The organism is Microbacterium sp. (genome assembly GCF_031180975.1).
GTDB lineage: Bacteria > Actinomycetota > Actinomycetes > Actinomycetales > Microbacteriaceae > Microbacterium.
In genome coordinates this window covers 24,774-50,996 of the sequence record NZ_JAPSLI010000011.1, presented here as the reverse complement: position 1 = coordinate 50,996, position 26,223 = coordinate 24,774, and the positions used below count along the sequence as shown (strand labels likewise).

Below are 26,223 nucleotides of genomic sequence, written 5' to 3'. Positions count from 1 at the left end.
GACGAATCCGTCGCAAGGTCCCCCGTCGGCGCGACGCGTCCCTCGACAGCAGGTTAGAGTCAATCCACCGAACGCGCATTCTGGAGAGTTGCAGCCTGTCGCACTCTCCAATGCGTCGGTCGGCTGGGGAGGAACGGCATGAAGCTCGGCGAGCTCGCCCGCCGTGGGGGTGTCACCACCACGACGCTGAAGCACTGGATCCGCGTGGGCATAGTACCGCCCGGAGCGCTGCGCAATCAGACCACCGCCGTGTACGACGAGCGTCACCTCGACCGGGTGCTGCTGGTGAAGCTGCTGCGGTACGAGCATGGCGCCTCGATCTCGGAGATCCGCACGCTCACGACCCTCATCGACGACGAGAGCTCCACGACCCTCGATGTGATGAACGCCTGCCAGGCGTTCGCCCTCGGCACGCCGGCCGAGGTCGAGACGGACCCCGCCTACGAGCCGTTCCGCGAGCGCACCTACGAACTGATGCGGCGGCGGGACTGGCGCGGGTACCCCGGCGCCGCCGAGCGCGGCCTCGTGCATGCGCTCGCGTTCGCGGCATCCGCCGGACTCGACTACGACGTCGACGAACTGATGGAGTACGCCGACGCCCTCGAGCCGATCGCCACGCGCAACGTCGCCGCGCTCGGGCCGACGGGATCGGCCGATCAGATCGCACGACGGATGCTGATGGCGATCAGCGCCCGTGCCAGACAGCTCGTGGCGATCAACGGTCTCGCCCACGCTGCGGCATCCATCCGCGCGGCGATCGACCGCGGCGACGCACCGCCGTGGCTGGCGATGCCGCCTCCGCCGAAGGAGAAGGCGGACGCCTGATCGCGCGTCAGGAGGAGTGGAACACGGTGTGCAGGTCGCCGATGAGGTCGCGCCCGCCGAGTCCGTCGATCTCGAACAGCACCGTGATGCCGGCGACCCGGTGACCCAGGCGCTCCACCAGCTGCCGGCCCGCGGCCAGCGTGCCGCCGGTCGCCAGCACGTCGTCGATCAGCAGGATGCGCGTGCCGGCCGGGAGGTCGTCGTGCATCTCGACCGTCGCCGTGCCGTACTCCAGCGAGTAGTCGACGGATGCCGCGGGGCGGGGCAGCTTCCCGGCCTTGCGGATCGGGACGAGCCCGACCCCCGCCGCCATCGCCGCTGCACCGGCGAGGATGAACCCACGCGCCTCGATGCCGGCGACCACGTCGAACTCCCCCGCGAACGGCTCGAGGAGCGCGTCGATCGTGGTGCGCAGCGCGTCGGCATCCGCCAGCAGCGGCGTGATGTCGCGGAACAGGATGCCGGGCTGCGGGTAATCGGGGACGGTACGGATCAGCGACGCGGCGCGCGCGAGCGCGGGCGGGAGTTCGGCGGAGGGCACCGGTCAAGGGTACGCCGATGTTCACAACTCAGGAGAAGATCGCGGAACGCGCCGGTTTCGGGGGCCCCGACGCACTTCCCACTCCGTTCTTCCTGAGTTGTGAACGCAGAGCGCGCGAGAGGGTGGGAATGGGAGCGCTCCCACCGACCCGGGTCCAGGTGGGAAGATGGACGCCATGACCCGAACCTTCCCCGAGAACTTCCTGTTCGGCGCGGCCACCGCCGCGTACCAGATCGAAGGCGCCGCGTTCGAGGACGGCCGGACCGCGTCGATCTGGGACGCGTTCTCCCGCGTGCCCGGCGCGGTCGTGAACGCCGACAACGGCGACGTCGCCTGCGACCACTACCACCACTACCGCGAAGACGTCGCGCTCATGAAGGAGCTCGGCCTGCAGACCTACCGCTTCTCGACGTCGTGGTCGCGCGTCCGTCCTGACGCCGGCCCTGTGAACGAGAAGGGCCTGGACTTCTACAAGCGGCTCGTCGACGAGCTGCTGGCCGCCGACATCGTGCCGTGGCTGACGCTGCACCACTGGGACATGCCGCAGGCGCTCGAGGAGCGCGGCGGATGGGCAAGCCGCGAGGTCGTCGACCGGTTCGTGGAGTACACGCTGAGCGTCCACGACGCGCTGGGCGATCGCGTGCAGCACTGGACCACCATGAACGAGCCGTGGTGTTCGTCGTTCCTGTCCTACACCGCCGGCGTGCACGCGCCTGGCCGCACCAGCATCCGCGACGGCCTGCTCGCCGCCCACCACCTGCTGCTGTCGCACGGCCGTGCCGTGCAGGCGCTGCGCGAGCGCGACGCGTCCCTCGACCTCGGCATCACGCTCAACCTCACCGTCGCGGATCCCGCCGACGTCGACGACCCGGTGGACATCGACGCCGCGCGGCGCATCGACGGGCAGTTCAACGGCTGGTTCCTCGCACCGCTCTTCCACGGTGAGTACCCCAGCGACATCGTGCGCGACTTCCGCGAGGTCGACGCCGAGGCCGTCTCTGCGTGGCAGGAGGCCGTGCACGACGGCGATCTGGACGTCATCTCCACGCCGCTCGATGCGCTGGGCATCAACTACTACCACGGCGAACTGCTCTCCGGACACCCGCAGCCCGGCGCCGAGGGCGACCCGCACAAGACCGAGGGTCAGGATCGTCAGACCGCGTCGCCGTTCCCCTCGCACGAGGGCATCCACTGGGTCGAGCGCGGCCTGCCCCGCACCGCCATGGGTTGGGAGGTGCAGCCCGAGGGGCTCACCCGCCTGCTGCAGCGCGTCGCGAAGGACTACTCCGGCGACGTGCCGCTGTACGTCACCGAGAACGGCGCCGCCTACGACGACGCCGTGGGGGACGGCGGGGCGGTGGCGGATGCCGAACGCGCGGCGTTCCTGCGCGATCACCTCGCCGCCACCCTCGACGCGATCGAGCAGGGCGTGGACGTGCGCGGGTACTTCTACTGGTCGCTGATGGACAACTACGAGTGGGCCTGGGGCTACCAGAAGCGGTTCGGCATCGTGCGCGTCGACTACGACACCCAGCAGCGCACCGTCAAACAGAGCGGCCGCGAGTACGCCCGGATCATCGCTGACCGCGCTGTCTGACGCCCGCCGGACTGGGGCCCTGAGCCCGTCGAGGGCCCCAGCTCACACCCCATCACCGGAGGAACCGATGCCCCGCCCCACGATCGAGGAGGTCGCCGCTCTCGCCGGCGTCTCGCGCTCGACCGTGTCGCGGGTCGTGAACGGGTCGACCGCGGTGAGCCCCGAGGCCGTGGCGGCCGTGCAGCAGGCGATCCAGGCGCTGAACTACGCCCCCAACCGGGCGGCGCGCTCGCTGGCCAGCAGACGCACGCACGCCGTCGGGCTGGTGATCCCCGAGGACACCGCGAGGTTCTTCGGGGACCCCTACCTGGCGTCCGTGGTCGCCGGGATCAACGCCCGGATGAGCGCCTCGGACTATGTGCTCACCCTGCTCATCGCGAGCGATGACCCGGGTGGGAAGATGGTCCGCTTCATCTGCAACGGGGGTGTGGACGGCGCGATCATAGTGTCGCACCACACCAGCGACGTGTTCGTCGAGCGCATCGCCGACGCGGTACCGGTGGTGTTCGGCGGCCGCCCGGTGAACGAGCGCGACAGCGACCATGTGGTCGACGTCGACAACGTGCAGGCGGCACGGGAGGCGACCGCGCATCTGATCCGCACCGGCCGCCGCCGCATCGCGACCATCACGGGTCCGTTGACGATGGCGGTGGGGGTCGACCGGCTCACCGGCTTCCGATCCGCATTGCAGGATGCCGGACTCGCACCGGTCGGGGAGGCGGATGGCGACTTCAGCGAGCACGGGGGCGCCGCCGCGGCCCGCGCCCTGCTCGCCGCAGGCACGCGACCCGACGCGATCTTCGCGGCGAGCGACCTGATGGCGCGCGGAGCGCTTGGTGTGCTGCACGCCGCCGGACTGCGCGTGCCGGAGGATGTCGCGCTGGTCGGCTTCGACGACTCCCCGGTGGCGCTGGCCACCGATCCGCCGCTGACCACCGTGCGGCAGCCGATGTTCGCGCAGGGGGAGACCCTGGCATCCGTCCTGCTCGACGTGCTCGCCGGGCGCAGCGCCCCGCACCGTGTCATCCTGCCGACCGAGCTGGTGGTGCGGGAGTCGGCCTGAGCCGGGAGCGGATGCCGTCAGGCTGCCCCCTCCGCGGCATCCCGCCCCTCCACTTCGGCGGCATGGAAGGCGAGCAGGCGCACGGCGGCGGCGACCGTGTCGTCGAGCACCTGCGCCGGGTCGCCGTCGAGGGCGAGTCGGCGGTGTCCGACGGTGGTGCCCGTGGCCCAGCCGAGGTAGACGGTTCCTGGCTCGTGCTCGCCTTCGGAATCGGGGCCGCCGACGCCGGTGGTGGACACGCTCAGGTCGGCGTCGAAGAGCTCGCGCGCGCCGGCCGCGAGCTGCTCCGCGCACTCCGCCGAACACGGGTCGGTTCCGGGCTGCAACCCGAGCACGCGTTCCTTCACCTCGGTGAAGTACGCCACTATCCCGCCCGCGAACCACTCGGACGCCTCTTCGCCGGCGCCGACCACGCTGGCCAGCTTGCCGGAGGTCAGCGACTCCGCGACCGCGATGCGAAGGCCGCGCGCGCGGGCCAGGTCACTCAGCTGTGCGACGTCATCCATGTCGCCCGACGATACCCGCCGCCCTCGACGACGGCAGGGGCTTGACAGGCCGCGCGCCCGTCCCGGCCCTGGCGGGCGGCAATAGGCTGAACCAGGGAGCGTGAGCATGGCATCCATCGACCTCAATTCGGATCTCGGCGAGAACACGCCCGACCGCGTGGTGGGCGACGACGAGAGCATGCTCGACATCGTCACCAGCGCGAACGTGTCGTGCGGGTTCCACGCCGGCAGCCCCGAGGGTATCCGCGCCACGCTCGCCGCGGCGGTGACGCGGGGCGTCGTGATCGGCGCGCACCCGGGATACCGCGACTACGAGAACTTCGGCCGCGCCGAGATCGACATCGATGCAGCGACCCTGCAGGCGCACGTCGAGTACCAGCTGGGCGCCCTCGCCGGGCTGGCCGCGGCGGTGGGCGGGCACGTGGCGTACGTGAAGCCGCACGGCGCGCTCTACAACACCGTCGCCCGCGACGAACGGCAGGCGACCGCCGTGGTCGCGGCCGTCCGCGCGCTCGATCCCCGCCTGGTGCTGCTCGGGCCGGCCGGCGGCGTCGTGCTCGACATCGCCGCGCGCGCCGGGCTCACCACAGCCGCCGAGGCGTTCGCCGACCGTGCATACCTGCCCGACGGACGTCTGGTGCCGCGCACGCAGCCCGGCGCGGTGCTGCACGACCCCGCAGAGGTCGGGCGACGCATGGTCCGCCTGGCCGAGCAGGGCGTGATCCGCGCGATCGACGGCACCGACGTGCGTGTCGACGCGCACTCGGTCTGCGTGCACGGCGACAGCCCCGGCGCGGTCGCGATGGCGGCGGAGACGAAGCGGATGCTGCAGGAGGCGGGCGTCACGATCGCCCCGTTCGCCGCCGGGGACGCCTGATGCGCATCTTGCCCGCCTCGGACCGCGCCCTGCTGGTCGAAGCAGCGGATCTCGATGAGGCGCTGCGGCTGCGCGACGCGTGGGAGGGCATGCCGGGTGTGCGCGAGCTGATCCCCGGCGCGCGCACCGTGCTGGTGCGGTTCGACCCGCTCGAGGCGCGTGCTGAGGAGCTCGCAGCGCGGCTGGACGCCACGACGACGGATGCCGGGGCGGAGCGCCCACAGGCCGAGGTGACGATCCCCGTGCGGTACGACGGCGAAGACCTCGACGAGGTCGCCCGGCTGCTCGGCATGACCGTCGACGAGGTGATCTCGCGGCACCTCGCCGCCCAGTGGCGAGTGGCGTTCTCGGGGTTCTCGCCCGGCTTCGGGTACGTGGTCGGCGACGACCCGCTGCTGGATGTGCCCCGGCGCGACACTCCGCGCACGCGGGTGCCGGCCGGTGCGGTGGGACTCGCGGGCCGGTTCACCGGCGTGTACCCGCGGGAGAGTCCGGGCGGGTGGCAGCTGATCGGCCGCACGGATGCCGTGATGTGGGACGTCCACCGCGACCCGCCGGCCCTGCTCGCCCCCGGTACGCGGGTGCGGTTCGAACGCGCCGCGGTCGTTGAGCGAGGAGCGGAGCGACGAGACGAGACGCCCCCGCTCGGTGGGGAGTCCCGTGGACAGCGGCGCGTTTCGTCTTGCTTCGCTCGCTCGACGACCGGTGGCGGCCTCGACGGGGGCGCCGCTTCCCGTTCGAGCATCGAGGTCGTCCGCCCCGCGCTGCAGCTCCTCGTGCAGGACCGCGGACGCCCGGGGCACGCGGCGCTCGGCGTCTCGGCATCCGGCGCCGCCGACCGCACCGCGATGCGCGACGCCAACCACGCCGTCGGCAACGGGCGCGACGCTGCCGTGCTCGAATGCGTGGGCGGCGTCGTGCTGCGCTTCCACGGCGCCGGGGTGGCCGCCGTCACCGGCGCCAAGGGCGACATCGCGCTGACCGACCGCGAGGGCGTCGACCGCGGCATCCGTCACGGCGCGCCGTTCGCGTACGCGGACGGCGACGAACTGCTGCTCGGGCACCCGCTGCGGGGCCTGCGCTACGTCATCGGGGTGCGGGGCGGCATCCTGGCATCCGCCGCTCTCGGCAGCGTCGCCACCGACACGCTCGCCGGGCTCGGACCCGCCCCGCTCACCGTCGGCGATGTCGTCGCGATCGGTGACCCCGCCATCGCTCCGGATGCCGTCGACCCGCACCCGGTCCCGCGGGTCCTGCCCGCTCCCGGCGACGTCGTCGAGCTGGAGATCACCCTCGGACCGCGCGACGACTGGTTCACCCCGGCCGCGATCCAGGCCCTGTTCGGTCAGGAGTGGGAGGTCACGCCGCGCTCAGACCGCATCGGCATCCGCCTGCACGGCGCGCTGCCGCTGGAACGCGCGGTGCCCGGCGAGCTGCCCAGCGAGGGAGCCGAGACGGGCGCGATCCAGGTGCCGCCGGACGGACAGCCGGTGCTGTTCCTGCGCGACCATCCGCTCACCGGCGGCTACCCGATCGCGGGTGCCGTGACCGACCGGTTCCTCGACCTGGCGGGGCAGCTGCCACCGGGCACGCGGGTGCGGTTCCGGCGCGCCGCTCACTCGAACGGGTCGGTCACCACCTCGTAGGGCGGCACCGGCGGGTTCGGGCCGAACTCGCTGTCCACGTAGAGGATCTCGCCGCGCAGCTCGGCGGCGGTGGTGAGCACTCGGGTCGGGCTGCTCGGCTGCTCGGCGACGAGGGTCGCACTGCCGGCATCCGCCGCGACGCGCAGCGTCGTGACGACACGGGAGAAGTTGCGCACGACGGTCAGCGAGGTGCCCTGCAGCACCAGGCCGTCGGCGTTCACCAGGTCGACCCCGCCGGTCGGGATCTCGCTGATCGACCCGTCCATGCCGAACCGCCACAGCTTGCCCACGTTGCCCTGCGCGACGATGAACGCGTTGCCGTCGGGGGACACCTCGATGCCACCCAGGTTGAAGCCGGCCTGACGGGTGATGGTGCCGGTGGCATCCGCCCACACCGTCGCCGTCCACTCGCCGCCCTCGAGGGCCACGCGGTAGATGCGCGGGTCGTTGGAGTCGGTAAAGTACGCCGCGCCGTCGGGTCCGATGACGACGTCGTTGACGAAGACGTCGGATGCCGGCATCCGCAGCGCCGTCAGCAGCTCGCCCTCGGGGGAGTACACCCACACGTCGGGAAGCCCGGTGCCCAGGCCGTTCGGTCCGCCCGCGATGTACAGGTTGCCGTCCTTGTCGACGGTCATGCCGCGCGCGGTGGTGCGTCCGTCGGCGCCGGGGGCGAGCCATTCGACGGTCTGGTCGGTGCCGGCGTCGCCGCGGTGGATCTCGCCGCCGGTGGTCTCGCTGACGTAGAAGACGCCGCGGCGCTCGTCGGCGGCGATGCCTTCGAAGCGGCTGCCGGCCGCGTCGCCTGTGAGGGTGAAGGACTCGCCGCGGTGGTGGCGGTCGTCCTGGTCTGCAAGTGCGGGGGAGGCGGAGCCGAGGGCGATGACGGCTGCGGCGGCGACGGCCGTCGCGGTGGAGCGAAGCAGCATGGGTTCTCCTCTGTCGGGGCCGCCGGGTCGCGGCCGATATCAGTCTTCTCCTGCGGCGTCGCCCACGCCACGGCCACCCGGATGGTTCCGGATAGCCGATCGGATGATGCCGTGGGAGCCCGCGGATCCGTAGGCTGTGCGGCATGAGCCGTGCGATCGCGACCGGGCAGGACGGCGTCCGCGGCATCCTCGCGCCGGTGCGCTTCGGCCGGGCTCTGCAGGTCGTGCTGCTCGCCCTGCTGGCGGTGTGCGCGGTGCGCTACGTGCTCCGCCACGACCTCGACGGCACGGCCGCGCTGGTGCTCACCGGTGCCGTGCTGCTCGCCGGGGTCGCACTGCTGCAGCGCAGCGTGCCCCGCCGCGGCGCGTGGCCGGCCGCGTGGACCCTCGTCGTGTGCGCGCTGTGGGTCGTGCTCACCCTGACCGCCCCGTCGTTCGCGTGGGCCGCAGTGCCGCTGGCGTTCTCGGTGCTGCAGGTGCTGCCGTTCTGGCCGGCGTCCGCCGTGGTCGCCGCGATGACCGCCGTCGTGATCGCCGCCGAGCTGCGCATCGCCCCTGAGTTCGACCCGACGATCGTCGCCGGTCCGATCGGCATCGCGTTCGCCACGATCGTCGCCTATCGCGCCCTCGACCGCGAGGCGACCGCGCGCCAGCGCCTGGTCGACGAGCTCACCGAGACGCAGGCCGATCTCGCCGCCGCCCAGCACAGGGCGGGGGCGCTCGCCGAGCGGGCGCGGCTGTCCCGCGAGATCCACGACTCGGTCGGACAGAGCCTGACCAGCATCAACCTGCTGCTGCAGGCGGCCGAGCAGGGCTGGGACCGCCGCCCGGACTCCGCGCGCGGCCAGGTGCGCACCGCCGCCGAGACCGCGCGGGCCGGGCTCGACGAGGTGCGCCGCGTGGTGCGCGACCTCGCCCCCGGCGAGCTGGGCGGCACCGCCGGGTCGCTGCCCGCCGCGATGCAGAAGGTGGTGGCGGATGCCGCGCAGCAGGGCCTTCCGGTCGAGTTCCGCAGCCACGGCGCGCTGGGCGACGTGCCGCTGCCGGTGGCATCCGCCATCATCCGCACCGTCCGCGGGGCGCTCGCCAACGTCGCCGAGCACGCCAGGGCGACCCGCACGGTGGTGAGTCTGACGGCGCAGCCCGGCGAGCTGCGGCTGGACATCCGCGACGATGGCGTCGGGTTCGACGCCCGCCCCGCCGCGCGGCGCAACGCCGCCGAGCAGCGGCGTGCGCAGGGCCGTGGTCGGGGACTCGACGGCATCGCCGAGCGGATCGCCGAGCTCGGCGGCACGCTCGACATCGAGAGCGCACCCGGGGAGGGCTCGACGCTGTCGGCCGTCTTCCCCGTCACGAGAAGGGATGCCGGATGACGCTGCGTCTGGTGCTGGTGGACGACCACCCGGTGGTCCGCGCCGGAGTGCGCGCGCTGATCGAATCGAGCGACGATCTGCAGGTGGTCGGCGAGGCGGCGGATGCCGGTGCGGCCATGCGCGTGGTCGAGGCCGAGCGGCCGGACGTGGTGCTGATGGACCTGAGCCTCGGCGATGGCGTGGGCGGCATCGAGGCCACCGCGCGGCTGCGCGCCCTCGACCCGGCGCCCGCGGTGCTGGTGCTGACGACGTACGACAGCGAGTCGGACATCCTGCGCGCGCTGGATGCCGGAGCCGCCGGCTACCTGTTGAAGGACGCTCCGCCCGAGCAGCTCTTCGCCGGCATCCGCGCGGTGGCGAAGGGCGAGCCCGCGCTCGCGCCATCGGTCGCCGGCGTGCTGATGCGGCGTGCCGCGTCGCCGCAGCCGCGGATGACGGAGCGCGAGGTCGAGGTGCTGGAACTGCTCGCCGACGGGCTCGGCAACCGCGAGCTCGCCAAGGCGCTGTTCGTGTCGGAGGCGACCGTGAAGTCGCACCTCTCGCACATCTACGGCAAGCTCGGCGTCGACACCAGGGCGGGGGCCGTCGCCGCGGCGATCGAGCAGCGGATCATCCGGCGCTGAGAGTCCGCCGGGCAGGCGGCCGGGGCGAAACCCGGACGATTCCGCTCCGCCACGGCGTGTCGTGGGTCGACACGCCGCAGGGCGGCCAGGTGGTCCGGGTTTTCCCACGCGGGGCGGGGCGGAGTCGCCGCCGCCTGCTCACTCCGGGTCGCCGCCCAGGGGGCCGACCGCGGGGATCGGTCCGCCGTCGTCGGCTCCGGTCCGCCGCCAGCGGGCGATCGCGTTGCCGAGGTGGTAGATGAGCAGCGCCGCCACGGTGCCGATCACGATCGCGCCGAGCTGGAACGCTCCCCAGCCCATCGCGAAACCGGCGATCGCGATGACGAACGACACGGCGACCGTGTACTGGTTCACCGGGCGCGAGAAGTCCACTCGGTTGTCGACCCAGATCTTGATGCCGATGACGCCGATGAGGCCGTACAGCGCCGTGGTCACACCGCCCAGCACACCGGCCGGGATGGTGTTGAAGATCACGCCGACCTTGGGGGAGAAGGCGAGCAGGACGGCCACGACACCGGCCACCCAGTACGCGGCGGTGGAGTACACGCGGGTCGCCGCCATGACGCCGATGTTCTCGCCGTAAGTGGTGGTGCCGGATCCGCCGAACGCGCCGGCGACGGTGGTCGCCAGACCATCGGCGACGAGGGCGCGGCCGGTGCGGGCGTTGATGGACGGATCCTCGGTCATCGTGGCCACACCGCGGACGTGTCCCACGTTCTCGGCGATGAGCACCAGCACGACCGGCAGGAACATCGGCACCAGCGCCCACGCGGCGGGGTCGCCTACCGCGGCGAGGTGGAAGTCCGGAAGCCCCACCCAGGGGGCATCCGCCACTCGCGAGAAGTCGACCTGACCGATGATCGCGGCGAACACGTACCCCACGATCACGCCGAGGAAGATCGAGATGCGCCCGAGGAAGCCACGGAACAGCACGCTGAACAGCACCACCGCGACCAGCGTGACCGTGGCGATCTCGGGCTGCAGCTGGAAGTTGTTCCACGCCGCCGGGGCCAGGTTGAAGCCGATCAGCGCCACGATCGAGCCGGCGACGACCGGAGGCATGAGCCGGTCGATCCAGCCGGTGCCGACGGCCTGCACAAGGAAGCCGATGCCGGCGAGCAGGATGCCGGCGGCTGCGACGCCCACCAGCGCCTGCGCGATCTGCTCCCCGGATGCCAGCGGGTTGCCGCCGTTCAGCGCCGTGATCGGCGCGATGAACGCGAACGACGATCCCAGGTAGCTGGGCAGCCGGTTGCGGGTGAGCAGCAGGAACAGCAGCGTGCCCAGGCCCGAGAACAGCAGTGTGGTCGAGACCGGGAAGCCGGTGAGGATCGGCACCAGGAAGGTGGCACCGAACATCGCCACGACGTGCTGAGCGCCGATCGCGATGGTGGCCGGCCAGCTCAGCCGCTCCTCGGGCTTGACGACCTGGCCGGGCGCGACGGTGCGACCGTCGCCATGGATCTGCCACAGCGGCATGAGGGTCTCCTCGGGGTGGGGATCGGTCGGGATCAGGACCGAGGAAACCCTATCGCTCCGCCGCGCGCGACGGTCAGGCGGTCAGGCGGTGGATCAGCTCGCGATACCGGGCGGCCGTGTTCTCGACGATCCGCTGGGGCAACGCGGGCGGCTCGCCCTGCTTGTCCCAGTTCGCAGCCAGCCAGTCGCGCACGATCTGCTTGTCGAAGCTCGCCATGCGCTCGTCCGGCGTCGACCCGGTGCGCCACGCCTCGGCATCCCAGTACCGGGAGGAGTCGCTGGTGAGCACCTCGTCGGCGAGTCGAAGGATGCCGTCGGCGTCGACTCCGAACTCGAACTTGGTGTCGGCGAGGATCAGCCCCTTCTCCTCGGCGATCGCGGCGGCGCGACGGTACAGGTCCAGCGACACGTCCCGCAGCTGCGCGGCACGCTCGGCGCCGACCAGCTCGACGGTGCGCTCGAACGTGATGTTCTCGTCGTGCTCGCCCATCGGGGCCTTGTAGGCGGGGGTGAACAGCGGCTCGGGGAGCCGGTCGCCGTTCTGCAGGCCGGCGGGGAGTGGGATGCCGCACACCGTGCCGTGCTCGGTGTACTCCGCCCAGCCGGAACCGGTCAGGTAGCCCCGCACGACGCACTCGACAGGCAGCATGTCGAGCGCCATGACGAGCATGCTGCGCCCGGCGACGGCATCCGGGATCTCGCCGTCGACGAGGTGGTTCGGGGTGTCCAGCCGGTCGAACCACCAGCGGCTGAGCGTGGTGAGCAGCTCGCCCTTCTGCGGGATGCCGGGGGAGAGCACGAAGTCGAATGCGCTGACCCGGTCGGACGCCACCACCAGGATGCGGGTGTCGCCCGGATCCTCGCAGGCGTACAGGTCGCGGACCTTGCCCGAGTAGATGTGCCGCCAGCCGGGGATGCTCTGTGCTTCGCTCACCCGTTCATCATCCCATCGCGGCGCCGGCCGTGTGTTCGCCCGTGCCCGGCGTCGTGGACACCGGGCACGGGCGTCGCGGTCAGTGGCCGTCAAGCGCTCAGTAGCCGACGGCTGCCAGAGCGAACTCGATCTGCTCGGGCGTGAACTCCTCGAACTCGAGCTGGTCGTACAGCCCCTGACGGGAGAACTCTGACAGGTCCATGTAGCTCTTCGCCTTCTCGGCCGCCTCCGCGTTCCAGTCCGCTCCCGCGTTGTCGGCCCCGAAGGTGGCGGCCTCGGTGGAGAACCCTTCGAACTCCAACTGGTTGATCAGTCCCGCGCGCGAGAATCCGGAGAACGCCAGATAGTCCTGCGCCTTGCCGATCGCGTTCTGCTGCTCCACGGTGAGCTTCGGCTTCGGCGGCTCGACGGTGACGACCACCTCGGTGCCCTGCTCGACCTCCCGCCCGGCTTCGATCGACTGGCTCGCGATGACCGACTCGTCGGTGGCATCCGCGGGCGCGGTGAACGTGAGGCCGTACGCCTCCGCGATGGGCCGGGAGATGCCGATCGTGGTGCCGACCATGTCGGGGACGATCGCCGGCGCCGGCTCGGCGGGCTCTTCGTCGGCATCGTCGGCGGGGGTGCTGACGGGTGCCGGAGCGGATGCCGGTGAGGGCGCCTCCGGCTTCGGCGACACGATGTTCAGGACGATCCCCAGCAGGATCACCGCTCCCGTCACGATCCACGCGATCTTCCTGTGGTCGTCGTAGCCGGCCAGCCGCTGACCGGAGGCGTCCCGCGTCGCGCCGGTGAGCACCATGAGCAGGTCGATCAGTGCCCAGATGCCCAGGCCGCCGAGGGTGAAGAGCTTGAGCAGGCCGGTACCGATCTTGCCGAGATAGAACCGGTCGGCGCCGACGATCCCGAGCAGCAGGGCGAGAAGCCACGTGGTCAGGAACGACTTGCCGCCCGTCGCGGTGGGCGGCGGGACGGGTGCACCCAGTCCGGCCGGCGGTGCCAGCGGCACGGTCGCCGCCATCGGCGGTACCGGCGATGCGGGCGGGGGCGGGGGAGTGTGGTTGCCGTTGTCGAAGCTCATGGGAGTGTCCTCTTGTGCGTGTGGGTGAAAGCCGGGAGCCGCCTCCCGGCCGGCGCCGCGTCCAGCTGCGGGCACCGGTGGAGTCAGCATCCCAACGGCATCCGCCCCGCTGGATGGGCCACCCGGCCACACCTGCCTCTGCCGTTCGGGGGAGGTGACGCTCGCCGCCCGGCGGAGGTGGGATGTCGCCGGCCGGTCCTACGCTCGTGATGTGGCCACCCCTGTCCCCTCCCCCCGGCGAAGCCGCCTGCGCACCGGCGCCGGCGCCGCCGGCGCTGTCGGGCTGTTCGCGCTCGGGGTGCTGGTCGACATCGCGGCCGTGGTGAACGTGCCGGGGGCGGCGACGTTCACCGGCACCGACGCTCACATCACCGACCTCGGAACGGGCGTGGCGCTCGCCGTGTGCGCCGGCTGGGCCTCGGCGTTCTGGCCGAAGCGTCCGGTGATCGCGCTCGTCGCCGGCGCGCTGTTGGCTCTCACCGGGGTGACCTACCTGCTGCTGCTCATCGGAGCCGTGCGGTGCGTCCGGCGGTGGCCGGAGCGCACTCGGGTCATCGCCGCCGCGACCGGTGGCCTCGTGCTGCTGTATGCCGTGCGCGAGGCGGCGACGCCCTGGGGAGCGGCACTGTCCTGGTACTTCACCCAGCGCGTCGACGCGCAGTACGAGCCGGCCTGGATCGTCGCCTCGTTCGTGTGGGCGGCGCTGTCGCTCGGCGTGGCCGCCGGGTTCGTGCTGCACGCCCGCACGCGGCAGGTCGCCGCGCACAGCCAGGCCCGCGCCGAGCAGGAGCACCGCCGCGCCGACGCACTCACCGAGCAGATGGTGCGGCAGGCCGAGCGTGAGCGCATCGCTCGCGACATGCACGACGCGCTCGCGCACCGCCTGTCGGTCGTCTCGTTGCATGCCGGCGCGCTCGAGGCCGCCGCTGCGACCGGCACGGATGCCGGGGAGATCGCGCGCACGGTGCGCGAGCAGACCCACGCCGCGCTGCAGGACATGCGTGGCCTGATCGGAGACCTGCGCAGCGGCCCGGTCGCCGGCGCGTCGGCGCCGTCGACGATGCGCGCGATCGGCACCCTGCTGTCCGATCTGCGAGCGGCAGGTCAGCAGGTGTCGGGCTTCGTCGTCATCGAGGCTGCGGAGCGCGCGACCGCTCAGCTCGACAGTGCGGTGCACCGCATCGTGCAGGAGGCGGTCACGAACGCGATGAAGCACGCGCGGGGGGCTCTCGTCGACGTGTTCGTGCAGGTCAACCCGTACAGCGGTGCCCGCATCCGCGTGGAGAACGCGCTGCAGCCCGGCCTCGCCCCCGCCGTCCCGGGCGGAGGCAACGGGCTGATCGGCATCCGGGAGCGCGCCGAGGCGCTCGGCGGAACCGCGTGGATCGGCCCGTACGAGGGCGCGTTCATCGTCGACGTGACGCTGCCGTGGCAGGAGCGTGTCTGAGGCCGCCGCTAGGCTCGGGGCGTGGCCAGCCCTGAGACCGGAGACGCCGTACGCGTCCTGCTCGTCGACGACGAGCCGCTCATCCGCAACGGCTTCCGCTTCGTGCTCTCGGTGGATCCGGCGATCGATGTGATCGGCGAGGCCGCCGACGGTGCCGCCGCCGTCGAGCTCGTGCGCGCGCACCGCCCCGACGTGGTGCTGATGGACGTGCGGATGCCGGGCATGGGCGGCCCCGAGGCCACGGCGGTGATCGTGGCGCAGTCCGACTCGCGCGTGCTCGCGATGACCAGCATGGACGCGGAGGACCACCTGGTGCGGATGCTGGTCGCCGGCGCCACCGGCTACCTGCTGAAGGACGAGTCTCCCGCGCGCATCATCGACGCCGTGCGCCGGACGGCCGCCGGTGACAGCGTGATCTCGGGGCGCAGCACCGCACAGCTGGTGCGTCGCGCCGTCGAGAACGAGGGGACCTCCGGGCGGCGCGCCGCGCTGGAGCGGGTGGCGATGCTGACCGACCGCGAACGCGATGTGGCCACGGGGGTGGCATCCGGTGCGACGAACCAGGAGATCGGCGCCGCGCTGCACATCTCGGCCGGCACAGTGAAGACCCACCTCGAGCAGGTGTTCGCCAAGCTCGGCGCGCGCAACCGGGTGCAGGTCGGCGTGATCCTGGAGCGTGCGGGGCTCGGTCCGGTGCTGGACTGAGCACACGGTCGCGCCGCCGGCTGTCCGACGACAGGTGTAGCGTGACCGGGTGACTACGGAGACGGCGCCCATCAAGACCCGGAGTCCATGGCCGGCCCTGTGGGCCCTGGTCATCGGATTCTTCATGCTCCTCGTCGACACCACGATCGTCTCCGTCGCGAACCCCGCCATCAAGGCGGCGCTCGACCCCGACACCAACAACCTCGACAACGTGGTGTGGGTCACCAGCGCGTACCTGCTCGCCTACGCGGTGCCGCTGCTGATCACCGGGCGCCTCGGCGACCGGTTCGGGCCGAAGAACATCTACCTCATCGGCCTGGCGGTGTTCACACTTGCATCCCTGTGGTGCGGCCTGTCCACCACGCTCGAAGGGCTGATCATCGCGCGTGCGGCGCAGGGTCTCGGTGCGGCGTTCATGACGCCGCAGACGATGGCGGTGATCACCCGCACGTTCCCGCCCGACCGACGGGGCGCCGCGATGGGGCTCTGGGGTGCCACGGCGGGCGTGGCCACGCTGGTGGGCCCGTTGCTGGGCGGCCTGCTCGTCGACGCCCTCGGTTGGGAGTGGATCTTCTTCGTCAACCTGCCGGTCGGCGTCGTCGGCTTCGTGCTGGCCTGGATGCTGGTGCCCTCGCTCGAGACCCACCGTCATCGCTTCGACGTGGTCGGCGTCGTGCTGAGCGCCGTCGCGCTGTTCCTGATCGTGTTCGGCCTGCAGGAGGGCGAGAAGCACGACTGGGGCGTCATCGTCGGACCCATCACCGTGTGGGGGCTGATCATCGCCGGCGCCGTGGTGCTCGTGCTGTTCGTCGTGCAGCAGAGGTTCACCCGCAGCGAGGCGCTGGTGCCGCTGGCGCTGTTCCGCGACCGCAACTTCTCCGGGGCGAACGTCGCCATCGCCGCGGTGGGCTTCACCGTCACCGCGATGTCGCTGCCGTTCATGTTCTACCTGCAGCTGGCCCGCGAGCTCAGCCCCACCCAGGCGGCGCTGCTGATGATCCCGATGGCGGTGATGTCCGGTGCCCTCGCCCCGGCTGCCGGTAAGCTCCTCGACCGGGTCGATCCGCGCCTCATCCTGGTGCCGGGCCTGTTGTGCGTCGCCGGCGGCCAGCTGTGGAACGCTGCGATGACGAACATGGACACCCCGACCTGGATGTTCCTGCTGCCGTCGGCCGTGATCGGCATCGGTAACGCCGGCATGTGGGGACCGCTCGCGACCACCGCGACGCGGAACCTCCCGCCCCGGCAGGCCGGCGCCGGCGCCGGGATCTACAACACCACCCGGACCATCGGCTCGGTGGTGGGCTCCGCGGCGATCGCGGCCTTCATGCAGTCGCGTCTCGAGGCGAACCTGCCGGGCCTGGCCGACGCGCCGGCCGGTGTCGCGGAGACCGGTCCGATGCCTCCCGAGATCGCGGCCGGCTTCTCAGCCGGCATGGCGCAGGCGATGCTGCTGCCCGCCGCCGTGATGGCCGTCGCGCTGGTGGCATCCTTCTTCCTCGGCCGCTACCGCAAGACCGACTCCGCCCGCTGACGGATGCCGGGTGCGGGCGCTCCGGCCCTCCGGTCACACGTGTGCGCGAGTTTCCGGCATCCGCGCCATTGATCGATGAAGCGGATGCCGGAAACTGCAGCGCACGTGTGAAGCTCGGTCAACGGAACAGTGCGATCCCGGCCTGGCCGATCAAGGCGAAGACGACCGCCCAGACGATGATGGAGATGATCTGCCAGAGGATCACTGCGTTCCGGCTGGCGCCGAAGGAGACCATCATCCCCGACGTGATCTGGCTGGGCAGCACCGTCTGGCCGAGCAGGCTCACGCCCGGGACGCCGAACCGGTCGAACATGCGCTTGACCTTCATGCGGCGGGGAGACGGCTCGACGGCATCCGCGCCGGCGCCGCGGCGGGCGAGCACCTTCTGGCGGGCCGTCGCGGCGACGAAGACGAACGCGAGCATCGAGATCACATTGCCGGTGACCGCCGCGAGCAGCGTGACCGCCAGCGGGACGCCGGCGACCACGCCGATGAGGGTGCCGAAGTACGACTCGATGAACGGGATCGCGGCGGCCAGCATCACCCCCGCCCACTGCAGCCAGAGCGGAAGGGACTCGGTGAAGTCGATGAGCGCGTCCTGCATGGTGTCCTCCGGTTGTGTAAAGCGTGTTTGACATGACAAGCCTGCTTTACATCCGCGATGTGTGTCAAGTCCGCTTTACAGACCGGCGTGATTCCCCTACCGTGGACACGTGCGCAGCCGGGTCAAGGAGCTCAGAACGGAGCGCGGGCTGTCGCAGCAGGCGCTCGCGTCGGCCGTCGGCGTCTCCCGGCAGACCATCAACGCGATCGAGACCGGGCGTTACGACCCGTCGCTCACGCTCGCGGTGCACCTGGCGCGCCATTTCGGATCCACCGTGGAGGAGGTCTTCGATGTCGACGGATGATCCGAACGAGGAGGGCGCAGCGACCCGCGTGCGCTGGCCGATGTCGCCGGTCAACACGGTGCTCGTCGGCCTGTGCATCGGCGGCGCGGTGGTGTGCTTCGTGTCCGGCCTTGCGGTTCCCGGCTGGGCGCTGCTGCTCGGCGGTGTCGGCGGCGGCATCGGCGCGCTGCTCGCCCGGCGCAGTTCGTCGAGCGACCTGGAGCGGGTCAACGCGCTGGAGTACGCGGACGAGCGAGACCGCGCCGCCGCGGCGAAGGGCCTGGCCGTCGTCGGCGTCGCCTCCCTCGTGCTGACTGCGGGTCAGCTGGTCGTGCACGCCGTCGCCGACACCGACCCGGCCGCACGCTGGGCGAGCGTCGCGACGTTCCTCGCGCTCGCCGTGGTGTGGCTGCTCGCCAACTGGTACTTCGTGCGGCGGGGCTGACCCGCGCCACATGCGTTGTCCGGCGGATCCGCCCGTTGGGCGCGCCAGTTTCCGGCATCCGCGCCACATGTGCGCGCCAGTTTCCGGCATCCGCGCCATCGATCGATGCAGCGGATGCCGGAGGATGGCGCAGACATGTGACTGAGGTGCGCCGTCGACGCGGCGGAGCGCCCGAGGGGCCCCTACCGGGCGACGCGCGCGGCGATGTCGTGCCGGTAGTGCGCGCCGTCGAGGCGGATCCGGCCGATCGCCTCGTACGCGCGAGCCCGCGCATCCGCGAAGTCGGTGCCGGTGGCGACGACGTTCAGCACGCGCCCGCCGGTCGCGACGAGCGAGCCCCCCGGGGCATCGGGGGCGCCCGTCGCGGCGTGCACGATGCGCACGCCCTCGACCGCGGCTGCCTCGTCCAGTCCTTCGATGAGCCGACCGGTCTGCGGCGCCTCTGGGTAGCCCTCGCTCGCGAGCACCACTGTGATCGCGACGTCATCGGAGAATTCCGGCTGCGGCTGCGCCTCGAGCGTGCCGGATGCCGCCGCGAGCAGGAGCTCGGACAGCGGAGTGCGCAGTCGCGGCAGCACGACCTGGGTCTCCGGGTCGCCGAAGCGCGCGTTGAACTCGATGACTCGCACGCCGGCCGGGGTGAGGATGAGCCCGGCGTACAGCAGCCCGATGAACGGGGTGCCCTCGGCGTCGAGCTCGCGCACCACCGGCAGGGCGATCTGCTCGGTCACCAGGTCGACGAACTCCTGCTCGCTGCCGAACTGCTCCGACAGCCAGGGCAATGGCGAGTAGGCGCCCATGCCCCCGGTGTTGGGCCCGCCGTCGCCGTCGAGCGCGCGCTTGAAGTCCTGGGCCGGGCTGAGCGCGCGCACAGTGTCGCCGTCACTGAGGAAGAACAGCGACACCTCGGGGCCGGACAGGAACTCCTCCACCAGCACCGGACCGCTGGGCAGGTACTGCTCGGCGTGCGCCAACGCCTCGGCGCGGTCGGCGGTCACGATCACGCCCTTACCGGCGGCGAGCCCGTCGGCCTTCACGACGTGGGGGGAGCCGAGCTGGTCGAAGGCGGCTTCGACCTCGGCGACGGATGCCGCGCGCACGGCGCGCCCGGTGGGCACGCCGGCCGCCTCCATGATCCGCTTCGCGAACGCCTTCGAGCCCTCCAGCTGAGCGGCGGCCCTGCCAGGCCCGAAGACCGGGATGCCGCGCCCGCGCAGCACGTCGGCCACGCCGGCGACGAGCGGCGCCTCGGGGCCGATCACCACGAGGTCGACCGCATGCTCGTTGGCGAACGCCGCGACGGCGGCGCCGTCCAGCGGGTCGAGGTCGACCAAGGTGGCGTCCTGCGCGATGCCGGCGTTGCCAGGGGCGGCGAAGACCTCGTGATCGGCGGCCTCGGACCGTAGGGACAGGATGATCGCGTGCTCGCGCGCGCCGGAGCCGAGGACAAGGATCTTCATGCCGCCAGCCTACCGGCGGCCTCGACGCACGTTACCGGCGTTCATAACTCAGGATTGACGTGGCGATTCGACGCGAAACCGGCCAGAACGGCCTGCCGGCAGCCTGTTCTTCCTGAGTTGTGAACACCGGGCCTGCGTGAACACCGTGCCTGCGGTCACGGCTCGATCGGGCGCTCCACAGACCGGTCCCACGGGATCGTCCACCCGGCGGCGTCGAACAGTCCGTCCAGCAGCATGGCCGTGAACCCCCACACGATCGTGCCGTCGACGTCGAACGCGGGACCGCGGAACGTGCGCCCGACCCGCCGCACGGTCGACGTGAACCGGGTCTGCGGGTCGAGCAGCTGCGCCACCGGCACTCGGAAGACGTCGACCGTCTCGGCGTGGTCAACCGCCGCGACGCGCGACGGCGACCGCCACCACGCCAGCACCGGCGTGACGATGTACCGGCTGGGCATCACCGGCAGATCCGGCAGCGTGCCGAGCACCTCCACCCCTGATGGATCCAGCCCGGTCTCCTCCTCCGCCTCGCGCAGAGCGGTCGCGACGGCGTCCGCATCGTGCGCATCGCGCCTCCCGCCCGGGAACGACACCTGCCCGGCATGCGACGACAGCGTCGCCGAGCGCCGCTGCAGCAGCACGTCGAGATCCGCGGCCACCGTCGACTCGTCCGACCCGGCGGGGATGCTGTCCAGCCGCCCGAACAGCATCAGCACGGCGGCAGGACGGGACGCCCCGACGACCGGCGCGAACCGCGAAGGCAGGTCGGACGCGCGTCCGGTCGCGGCGATCAGCTCGGCGCGCGCACCGCGCAGGGTCTCTGCAGGATGGCTCATCCCTGCCGAGCCTAAGCGCTGGTCGTAGCCTGGAGCCATGCCCGCTCGCAGGATCGACATCGCCGACGGCCGCGCCGCGCTGTCCGCGCTCGCGTCCGGTGACGCGCCCCGGCCGGTCACGGCGACGGCGGTGCGCTACCTGCTGCAGCTGCTGGACGAGAAGGCGCCGGGCAACAGCGTCGAGGTGCGCGTCCCGCCGTTCGGCGCGGTGCAGGTGGTGCAGGGGCCGCGGCACACCCGCGGCACCCCGCCCAACGTGGTGGAGATGGATGCCGCCACCTGGGTCGCCGTCGCCACCGGTGCCGAGCAGTGGGCGGATGCCGTCGCCGCCGGCCGCATCCTGGCCTCCGGCACACGTGCCGACCTGTCGGACCTGCTGCCGCTGCGCCCCTGACCGCTGCGCGCAGGCGCGCACCCACTGACCGCTGTGCGCACGGCGCGCACCCACTGACCGCTGCGCGCAGGGCCCGCACCCCCGCCCGCCTTTCACAGGCGCGTGGGACAATGGAGGCATGGCCCGTACAGCATCCACCGAGACCGTCGAGGCGACCATCCGACCGGTGCCGCGGTTCGGCGTGTTCATGGGGCTGGGCGTGGTGCTCGGAGTCATCGTCGCCGGCATCCTCACCGCCGTCGGCAGCTACGAGCCGTCGCAGGCGCTGGACGTCGTCTACCCGCCGGCGCAGGTGTTCGGGTTCGCGCTGCTGTGGACGGTGCCGGCCGGGATCGCGCTCGGCGGCGTCGTCGCGCTCATCCTCGAGCGCGTGGCGCGCCGGAAGGCGCGCACCGTGCGTGTGCGGCACGAGCACGTCACCGACACCGAGGCCTGAGCGCCGAGGCCTGAGCACCGACAGCGCCGAGGGCTGACCGCGCTCAGGCCAGTTCGGAGATCACCGGTTTCACCGCCGCGTCGAACGCGACCACGTCGCGTCGCAGTCCGTCGGTCACCGCGACGGTCAGCGAGCCGATCCACCAGATGCCGCGCTGCGTGAAGGGCAGCACCTGCACGTTCAACTCGAACGAGTGCGCGCGTCGCCCCACCTCCCGCTCGAACTCGGCGATGGCGCTCGCGTACGCGCGGTATGCGTCGCCCGACGAGCTCACCGAGTCGAGGTAGCGTTTGTGCGCCTGTTCCGCGAACCGGATGGCGGTCGCCGCGTGCGGAATGAACGCGTCACGCAGTTCCTCCGCGCCGGTGGCCGGCAGCGCGACAAGGGTGTCGAAGCCGTCGACCAGCTCGAGCGGAACCTCCGATCGGTGCGCCCGCGGCTCGACGGTCATGTCCCAGTACTCCCGCCACTGCCGCTCCAACGCGTCGCTCACGTCGGCGGCATCCGGCGATCGGGTCTCGAGGCCGCGCAGGCTGGGCAGATCCTCCGGAGCGCGGATGCCGAGCAGCTGACGCAACGCGAGCGCGACGAGCACCGGTGTGCTGGCGTCTTCGCGGATCAGCCACTGCGGCTTGTCGACCATGGCCCCATCGTATGGATCCGCGGTCGCGGGGTCATCCCCGTTGCGCTGTCAGTTCGATCGCGTCAGGATTCTCAGGCGCGATCGACGGACGCGACGGCCGCGCGACGGCGGCCGTGTGGCGTCGGCGAGCGCCTCGCGGGCGGCCGCCAGGGTCGGGTAGCTGCCGATGCGCCGGCTGTGCCGGTCGTGCGCGATGTGCTGGGTGGTGTCGACCGCGACGAAGCCGGCGTACTCGCCCTCGCCGGTGGTGGCGACGAACACGTCATGGTCGGCCTGCTTCCAGGCGAGTTCGGCGGCGGGTTCTGCGGATGCCGCCGGGGAGGCGATCAGGGCGCGCGCCTGTGCGCGCACCGGGGAAACGGTGATGGTCATGGTTCTTGCTCTTGCTGTGCGGGCGGCATGCTGCCGCCGAGTCGTGATGGCCGAGGCGGATGGACTCGCGTCTGTGCGAAGTCGTCCGGGACACGCGGTGTCCGGCCGAGGTGTCGCGCTGCGCCGGTGAGAAGCGGCGAAACGTTGCGCAACCATCAACTGTATCAGGCCGGGCGGTTCGGCGCGATTCGGGCGCGTCACGTTAACCCCCCGATGCCCGACGGTCAACCCTCGTGGTGAACCGGACCGCAGCCATTAGACCGGTAACCCGAGGCCGGTGCCCGCCGGTCTCGCGTCGAGAGGAATGGCTATGTCAGGTACGTACGGAGAAGGGACGGCCGGCGTGACGAGCGGCGGGCCGCACGAGTCGTCGGGCACCGTCGAGACGGCTAAGCAGGAAGCGACGCAGGTGAAGGACACCGCCATGAACGAGGCGGGCCACGTCGCCGAGACGGCGAAGACGGAGGCGGCAGCGGTCGCCCACGAGGCGAAGGCCCAGATCAAGGATCTTTACGCGCAGACCCGCACGGAGCTGCGTGACCAGGCGAGCACCCAGCAGCAGCGAGTCGCCGACGGCTTGCGGTCGGTCGGTGACGAACTCGGCTCGATGGCGGCCAACGCCCAGGGCGGCGGAGTGGCCACCGACCTGGTGCGCCAGGCGTCGGAGAAGGTCGACGCGATCGCCGGTTGGCTCGGTCAGCGCGACCCCGAGGGCCTGCTGCGCGAGGTGAAGTCGTACGCGCGCCGCAAGCCTGGCACGTTCATCGCCGTGGCCGCGATCGCCGGACTCGCGGTGGGACGCCTCGCCAGGGCGCTGACCGAGGGCGCCGCCGAGCACAGCGGCTCCGCGGCCACCGCGGGCACCGGAACGGCGGGTACGCCGGGCGGCTCGACGACGGCATCCGGCTACACCCCGCCGCCGCCGACCACGGCCTCCGCGCCGTCCACCCCCGACACGACGCCCACCGTGCCGACGGTCTCGCCGGTGTCCGGAACGCCGGCCACCCCGCCGCCGTCGGGCATCATGTCCGCTCCCGGAGGCCCGGTGACCCCGCCGGACGTGTACGAGTCCGGCGCGACCGATTTCCCCGAGACCGCCACGTCCAACTTCCCCGGCCCGCCCGCCGGCGCCCCGCCGGCGCCCGACGGCATCCAGGGCGACATCTCGGCGGCGGGTGTGCCGCCGCGGCCGGACGACACCCCGGTGTTCGACGAGACGGACAGCGCCCACCAGCACCGGCCGGGGGAGGAGCGACCATGACGGACCCGGCAGCATTCCCGACACCGCCGCCGACCCCGCCGCAGGCGCCGCCGACCCCGCCGCAGGCGGCTCCGGCGTCGCATCCCACGCCGTCGGAGCAGAAGGCGGAATCCACGTCGCTCGGCGACCTGCTCAGCGAGGTGGCCGGCGACCTGTCCACCCTGATGCGCCAGGAACTAGAGCTGGCGAAGGCCGAGGTGAAGGAGTCCGCGGTGCGCGCGGGCCGCGGGGCCGGCATGGTCGGCGGCGCGGCGTACGCGGCGATGATGTCCATCTTCTTCCTGTCGCTCGCCCTGTGGTGGGCGCTGGGCCACGTGATGGACCTCGGCTGGTCGGCCGTCATCGTGGCGGTCATCTGGGGTGTGGCGGCCCTCGTCCTGTTCCTGACCGGACGCAAGCAGTTCGAGAGCGTCGAAGGTGCGCCCCAGACGGTGGAGTCGCTCAAGCGCATTCCCGACGCGGTGAAGAGAAATGAGGAGAACCGATGAGCAATTCACCTGACGCCATCCGGGCGGACATCGAGGTCACACGGCGCGAGTTCGGCCGCGACGTCGACGCTCTCGCCGACAAGGTCACGCCGTCCAAGATCGTGCAGCGGCAGACCGACAAGGTCAAGGGGGCGTTCCGTTCCCTCCTCGACCGGGTGATGGGCGCCGCGGAGGACGCCGGCGAGAAGTTGCACGACGCCGGCTCCGATGTGGCATCCGGCATCAGCGGCACCGGGCATCGCGCCGTCGCCAAGGCGGAGGGCAACCCGCTGGCGGTCGGGCTGGTCGCGTTCGGCCTCGGCCTCATCGCGGCCTCCCTCATCCCGGCATCCGAGAAGGAGAAGCGGCTCGCCGAGGACGTCAAGGAGAAGGCGCAGCCGCTCGTCGACGAGGCGGCGCAGGTCGCGCGCGACGTCGGCGAAGACCTCAAGGAGCCCGCCCAGGCGGCGGCGACCGCGGTGAAGGACCGTGCCACCGAGGCGGCCGAGCACGTCCGCGGCGACGCGACGGATGCCGCGCAGACCGTCACCGACAGCGCGACCGACGCGCGCGACCACCTGCGACAGCAGGGCTGAACCGCCGCGAGCGCGCACAGATCCGGGGGAGACCCGGCGAGCGGAGGAGCCGTCCCCCTCCCCGCTCGCGGGTCCCCCTCGTCTGTGCCGGGCCGGTACGCTTGTCTGGTGGCCGATTCCCCCACCAATCCCTATGCCGCAGCAGGTGTCGACACCGCTGCCGGCGACCTCGCCGTCGAACTGATGAAGAATTCCGTGCGCGCGACGCACGGACCCGAGGTGCTGGGCGGTGTCGGCGGATTCGCCGGGCTGTTCGACGCCAGCGCGCTGCTGGGCTACCGCCGTCCGCTGCTGGCCAGCAGCACCGACGGCGTCGGGACGAAGGTGGCGATCGCGCAGGCCATCGACAAGCACGACACGATCGGGCAGGACCTGGTCGGCATGGTCGTCGACGACATCGTCGTGGTGGGGGCGAAGCCGCTCTTCATGACCGACTACATCGCGTGCGGCAAGGTCGTCCCGGAGCGCATCGCCGACATCGTCCGTGGTATCGCCGACGCCTGCGCCGCCACCGGCACCGCCCTCGTCGGCGGCGAGACCGCGGAGCACCCCGGCCTGCTCGGCCCGCGCGACTACGACGTCGCCGGCGCCGCCACCGGCGTCGTGGAAGCGGATGCCGTGCTCGGCGCCGACCGCGTGCAGGACGGCGACGCTGTCATCGCGCTGGCCTCCAGCGGCCTGCACTCCAACGGCTACTCGCTCGTGCGACACATCATCACCGGCGCCGGCATCGCGTACGCCGACCAGGCCGCCGACTTCGGCACCACCTGGGGCGAGGCGCTGCTGGAGCCGACCCGGCTGTACACCGGGCCGCTGCTTGAGCTGCTGGGCCCTTCGACGGGCTCGGGGACCCAGCCGGGTGCAGGGACCCCGCTCGACCACGGCATCCACTCGCTGAGCCATGTCACCGGCGGCGGCATCGCCGCCAACCTCGCCCGCGTGCTGCCGCAGGGCAGCTGGGCCGAGGTGGACCGCTCGACCTGGTCGCCCAGCCCTGTCTTCCGGGTGCTGGCCGACATCGCCGGCACCCCCCTGACCGACACCGAGGGCACCTGGAACCTGGGCATCGGCTTCCTCGTGGTGGTGGCGGAGCAGCGGAAGGATGCCGTGAGCGCGGCGATCCAGGCCCAGGGCATCCCGGCCTGGCAGGTCGGCACGGTGCGCACCGGCGCGCGGCCGGCCGGGGAGTTCGAAGAGGGCGCCAAGGGCGTCGACGGCGGAGCGGTGCGCCTGGTGGGCGCCTACGCGGACGGAGCGAAGTAACCA

General features: G+C 72.1%; 29 protein-coding genes. 18 read left to right on the top strand and 11 right to left on the bottom strand.

Annotation, left to right across the window (positions count from 1 at the left end):
• The first annotated feature begins 138 nt into the window (after nucleotides 1-138).
• Complete coding sequence (locus RIF65_RS13890) at nucleotides 139-825, top strand: MerR family transcriptional regulator (protein ID WP_309064822.1); 687 nt, start codon at nucleotides 139-141, stop codon at nucleotides 823-825.
• 7 nt (nucleotides 826-832) lie between these two features.
• On the opposite strand, the gene RIF65_RS13885 is transcribed toward RIF65_RS13890, so the two are convergent.
• Nucleotides 833-1,366 (bottom strand): adenine phosphoribosyltransferase, encoded by a 534-nt coding sequence (locus tag RIF65_RS13885; RefSeq protein ID WP_309064821.1) that lies wholly within the window; start codon nucleotides 1,364-1,366, stop codon nucleotides 833-835.
• Nucleotides 1,367-1,532: 166 nt separating this feature from the next.
• Between RIF65_RS13885 and RIF65_RS13880 the strand changes: the two genes are divergently transcribed.
• Together RIF65_RS13880 and RIF65_RS13875 are read left to right on the top strand one after the other, a co-directional pair.
• A complete protein-coding gene (locus tag RIF65_RS13880) occupies nucleotides 1,533-2,963 on the top strand; it encodes a GH1 family beta-glucosidase (RefSeq protein ID WP_375142203.1) in 1,431 nt (476 codons plus the stop codon).
• A gap of 67 nt (nucleotides 2,964-3,030) precedes the next feature.
• Nucleotides 3,031-4,026 (top strand): LacI family DNA-binding transcriptional regulator, encoded by a 996-nt coding sequence (locus RIF65_RS13875; RefSeq protein WP_309064819.1) that lies wholly within the window; start codon nucleotides 3,031-3,033, stop codon nucleotides 4,024-4,026.
• A gap of 17 nt (nucleotides 4,027-4,043) precedes the next feature.
• Here the strand turns inward: RIF65_RS13875 and RIF65_RS13870 are convergent, their stop codons facing one another.
• Nucleotides 4,044-4,532, bottom strand: coding sequence for a CinA family protein (locus RIF65_RS13870; RefSeq protein ID WP_309064818.1), 489 nt, complete (start codon nucleotides 4,530-4,532; stop codon nucleotides 4,044-4,046).
• Nucleotides 4,533-4,638: 106 nt separating this feature from the next.
• Here RIF65_RS13870 and RIF65_RS13865 point away from each other — a divergent pair, with 106 nt between their 5' ends.
• Complete coding sequence (locus tag RIF65_RS13865) at nucleotides 4,639-5,409, top strand: LamB/YcsF family protein (protein ID WP_309064817.1); 771 nt, start codon at nucleotides 4,639-4,641, stop codon at nucleotides 5,407-5,409.
• Nucleotides 5,409-7,055 (top strand): urea amidolyase family protein, encoded by a 1,647-nt coding sequence (locus RIF65_RS13860; RefSeq protein ID WP_309064816.1) that lies wholly within the window; start codon nucleotides 5,409-5,411, stop codon nucleotides 7,053-7,055. Before RIF65_RS13865 ends, RIF65_RS13860 begins: the two co-directional genes overlap by 1 nt.
• Here the strand turns inward: RIF65_RS13860 and RIF65_RS13855 are convergent.
• Nucleotides 7,025-7,984, bottom strand: coding sequence for an SMP-30/gluconolactonase/LRE family protein (locus RIF65_RS13855; RefSeq protein ID WP_309064815.1), 960 nt, complete (start codon nucleotides 7,982-7,984; stop codon nucleotides 7,025-7,027). The two genes, RIF65_RS13860 and RIF65_RS13855, sit on opposite strands and share 31 nt — an antisense overlap.
• Before the next feature lie 143 nt (nucleotides 7,985-8,127).
• Here RIF65_RS13855 and RIF65_RS13850 point away from each other — a divergent pair, with 143 nt between their 5' ends.
• Together RIF65_RS13850 and RIF65_RS13845 are read left to right on the top strand one after the other, a co-directional pair.
• Entirely contained in the window at nucleotides 8,128-9,357 is a 1,230-nt protein-coding gene (locus RIF65_RS13850) for a sensor histidine kinase (RefSeq protein ID WP_309064814.1), read from the top strand.
• Nucleotides 9,354-9,980, top strand: coding sequence for a response regulator transcription factor (locus RIF65_RS13845; RefSeq protein WP_309064813.1), 627 nt, complete (start codon nucleotides 9,354-9,356; stop codon nucleotides 9,978-9,980). The genes RIF65_RS13850 and RIF65_RS13845 overlap by 4 nt, the downstream gene beginning before the upstream one ends.
• A 138-nt stretch (nucleotides 9,981-10,118) precedes the next feature.
• On the opposite strand, the gene RIF65_RS13840 is transcribed toward RIF65_RS13845, so the two are convergent.
• From RIF65_RS13840 to RIF65_RS13830, 3 genes are all read right to left on the bottom strand, one after another.
• Nucleotides 10,119-11,459, bottom strand: coding sequence for a uracil-xanthine permease family protein (locus RIF65_RS13840; RefSeq protein ID WP_309064812.1), 1,341 nt, complete (start codon nucleotides 11,457-11,459; stop codon nucleotides 10,119-10,121).
• 73 nt (nucleotides 11,460-11,532) lie between these two features.
• A complete protein-coding gene (locus RIF65_RS13835; RefSeq protein WP_309064811.1) occupies nucleotides 11,533-12,393 on the bottom strand; it encodes a phosphoribosylaminoimidazolesuccinocarboxamide synthase in 861 nt (286 codons plus the stop codon).
• 97 nt (nucleotides 12,394-12,490) lie between these two features.
• On the bottom strand, nucleotides 12,491-13,474 hold the full coding sequence (locus tag RIF65_RS13830; protein WP_309064810.1) for an Ltp family lipoprotein: 984 nt from the start codon (nucleotides 13,472-13,474) through the stop codon (nucleotides 12,491-12,493).
• 211 nt (nucleotides 13,475-13,685) lie between these two features.
• Here RIF65_RS13830 and RIF65_RS13825 point away from each other — a divergent pair, with 211 nt between their 5' ends.
• Genes RIF65_RS13825 through RIF65_RS13815 form a run of 3 tightly spaced genes read left to right on the top strand, consistent with a single transcriptional unit; the run spans nucleotide 13,686 to nucleotide 17,160 of the window.
• Nucleotides 13,686-14,921 (top strand): sensor histidine kinase, encoded by a 1,236-nt coding sequence (locus tag RIF65_RS13825; RefSeq protein WP_309064809.1) that lies wholly within the window; start codon nucleotides 13,686-13,688, stop codon nucleotides 14,919-14,921.
• 21 nt (nucleotides 14,922-14,942) lie between these two features.
• Nucleotides 14,943-15,626, top strand: coding sequence for a response regulator transcription factor (locus tag RIF65_RS13820; RefSeq protein ID WP_309064808.1), 684 nt, complete (start codon nucleotides 14,943-14,945; stop codon nucleotides 15,624-15,626).
• A gap of 49 nt (nucleotides 15,627-15,675) precedes the next feature.
• On the top strand, nucleotides 15,676-17,160 hold the full coding sequence (locus tag RIF65_RS13815) for an MFS transporter (RefSeq protein WP_309064807.1): 1,485 nt from the start codon (nucleotides 15,676-15,678) through the stop codon (nucleotides 17,158-17,160).
• Nucleotides 17,161-17,278: 118 nt separating this feature from the next.
• Here the strand turns inward: RIF65_RS13815 and RIF65_RS13810 are convergent, their stop codons facing one another.
• Nucleotides 17,279-17,764 (bottom strand): hypothetical protein, encoded by a 486-nt coding sequence (locus tag RIF65_RS13810; RefSeq protein ID WP_309064806.1) that lies wholly within the window; start codon nucleotides 17,762-17,764, stop codon nucleotides 17,279-17,281.
• Nucleotides 17,765-17,873: 109 nt separating this feature from the next.
• Here RIF65_RS13810 and RIF65_RS13805 point away from each other — a divergent pair, with 109 nt between their 5' ends.
• Entirely contained in the window at nucleotides 17,874-18,068 is a 195-nt protein-coding gene (locus tag RIF65_RS13805; protein WP_309064805.1) for a helix-turn-helix transcriptional regulator, read from the top strand.
• Entirely contained in the window at nucleotides 18,055-18,492 is a 438-nt protein-coding gene (locus RIF65_RS13800; protein ID WP_309064804.1) for a hypothetical protein, read from the top strand. Before RIF65_RS13805 ends, RIF65_RS13800 begins: the two co-directional genes overlap by 14 nt.
• A 182-nt stretch (nucleotides 18,493-18,674) precedes the next feature.
• On the opposite strand, the gene purD is transcribed toward RIF65_RS13800, so the two are convergent.
• Both purD and RIF65_RS13790 read right to left on the bottom strand, forming a co-directional pair.
• Nucleotides 18,675-19,952, bottom strand: coding sequence for a phosphoribosylamine--glycine ligase (purD, locus tag RIF65_RS13795; protein WP_309064803.1), 1,278 nt, complete (start codon nucleotides 19,950-19,952; stop codon nucleotides 18,675-18,677).
• 155 nt (nucleotides 19,953-20,107) lie between these two features.
• A complete protein-coding gene (locus RIF65_RS13790) occupies nucleotides 20,108-20,788 on the bottom strand; it encodes an NUDIX hydrolase (protein WP_309064802.1) in 681 nt (226 codons plus the stop codon).
• Between the two features lie 37 nt (nucleotides 20,789-20,825).
• On the opposite strand from RIF65_RS13790, the gene RIF65_RS13785 reads away from it, so the two are divergent.
• Both RIF65_RS13785 and RIF65_RS13780 read left to right on the top strand, forming a co-directional pair.
• Nucleotides 20,826-21,182, top strand: coding sequence for a sterol carrier family protein (locus RIF65_RS13785; protein WP_309064801.1), 357 nt, complete (start codon nucleotides 20,826-20,828; stop codon nucleotides 21,180-21,182).
• A 118-nt stretch (nucleotides 21,183-21,300) separates the two neighbouring features.
• Nucleotides 21,301-21,618 carry a potassium transporter Trk gene (locus RIF65_RS13780; protein WP_309064800.1) on the top strand — a complete coding sequence of 106 codons (318 nt, stop codon included), beginning with the start codon at nucleotides 21,301-21,303 and terminating at the stop codon, nucleotides 21,616-21,618.
• A gap of 43 nt (nucleotides 21,619-21,661) precedes the next feature.
• On the opposite strand, the gene RIF65_RS13775 is transcribed toward RIF65_RS13780, so the two are convergent.
• On the bottom strand, nucleotides 21,662-22,261 hold the full coding sequence (locus RIF65_RS13775) for a zinc-binding alcohol dehydrogenase (RefSeq protein WP_309064799.1): 600 nt from the start codon (nucleotides 22,259-22,261) through the stop codon (nucleotides 21,662-21,664).
• A 48-nt stretch (nucleotides 22,262-22,309) separates the two neighbouring features.
• Nucleotides 22,310-22,633 carry a hypothetical protein gene (locus tag RIF65_RS13770; RefSeq protein ID WP_309064798.1) on the bottom strand — a complete coding sequence of 108 codons (324 nt, stop codon included), beginning with the start codon at nucleotides 22,631-22,633 and terminating at the stop codon, nucleotides 22,310-22,312.
• A gap of 310 nt (nucleotides 22,634-22,943) precedes the next feature.
• Between RIF65_RS13770 and RIF65_RS13765 the strand changes: the two genes are divergently transcribed.
• The 4 genes from RIF65_RS13765 to purM all read left to right on the top strand — a co-directional run bounded on the left by RIF65_RS13765 (nucleotide 22,944) and on the right by purM (nucleotide 26,220).
• Nucleotides 22,944-23,894, top strand: coding sequence for a hypothetical protein (locus RIF65_RS13765; RefSeq protein WP_309064797.1), 951 nt, complete (start codon nucleotides 22,944-22,946; stop codon nucleotides 23,892-23,894).
• Entirely contained in the window at nucleotides 23,891-24,382 is a 492-nt protein-coding gene (locus RIF65_RS13760; RefSeq protein ID WP_309064796.1) for a phage holin family protein, read from the top strand. The genes RIF65_RS13765 and RIF65_RS13760 overlap by 4 nt, the downstream gene beginning before the upstream one ends.
• Complete coding sequence (locus tag RIF65_RS13755; protein ID WP_309064795.1) at nucleotides 24,379-24,957, top strand: DUF3618 domain-containing protein; 579 nt, start codon at nucleotides 24,379-24,381, stop codon at nucleotides 24,955-24,957. The genes RIF65_RS13760 and RIF65_RS13755 overlap by 4 nt, the downstream gene beginning before the upstream one ends.
• A gap of 108 nt (nucleotides 24,958-25,065) precedes the next feature.
• Nucleotides 25,066-26,220: a phosphoribosylformylglycinamidine cyclo-ligase gene (gene purM, locus RIF65_RS13750; protein WP_309064794.1), complete on the top strand. Its 1,155-nt coding sequence runs from the start codon at nucleotides 25,066-25,068 to the stop codon at nucleotides 26,218-26,220.
• The last annotated feature ends 3 nt before the right edge of the window (nucleotides 26,221-26,223 follow it).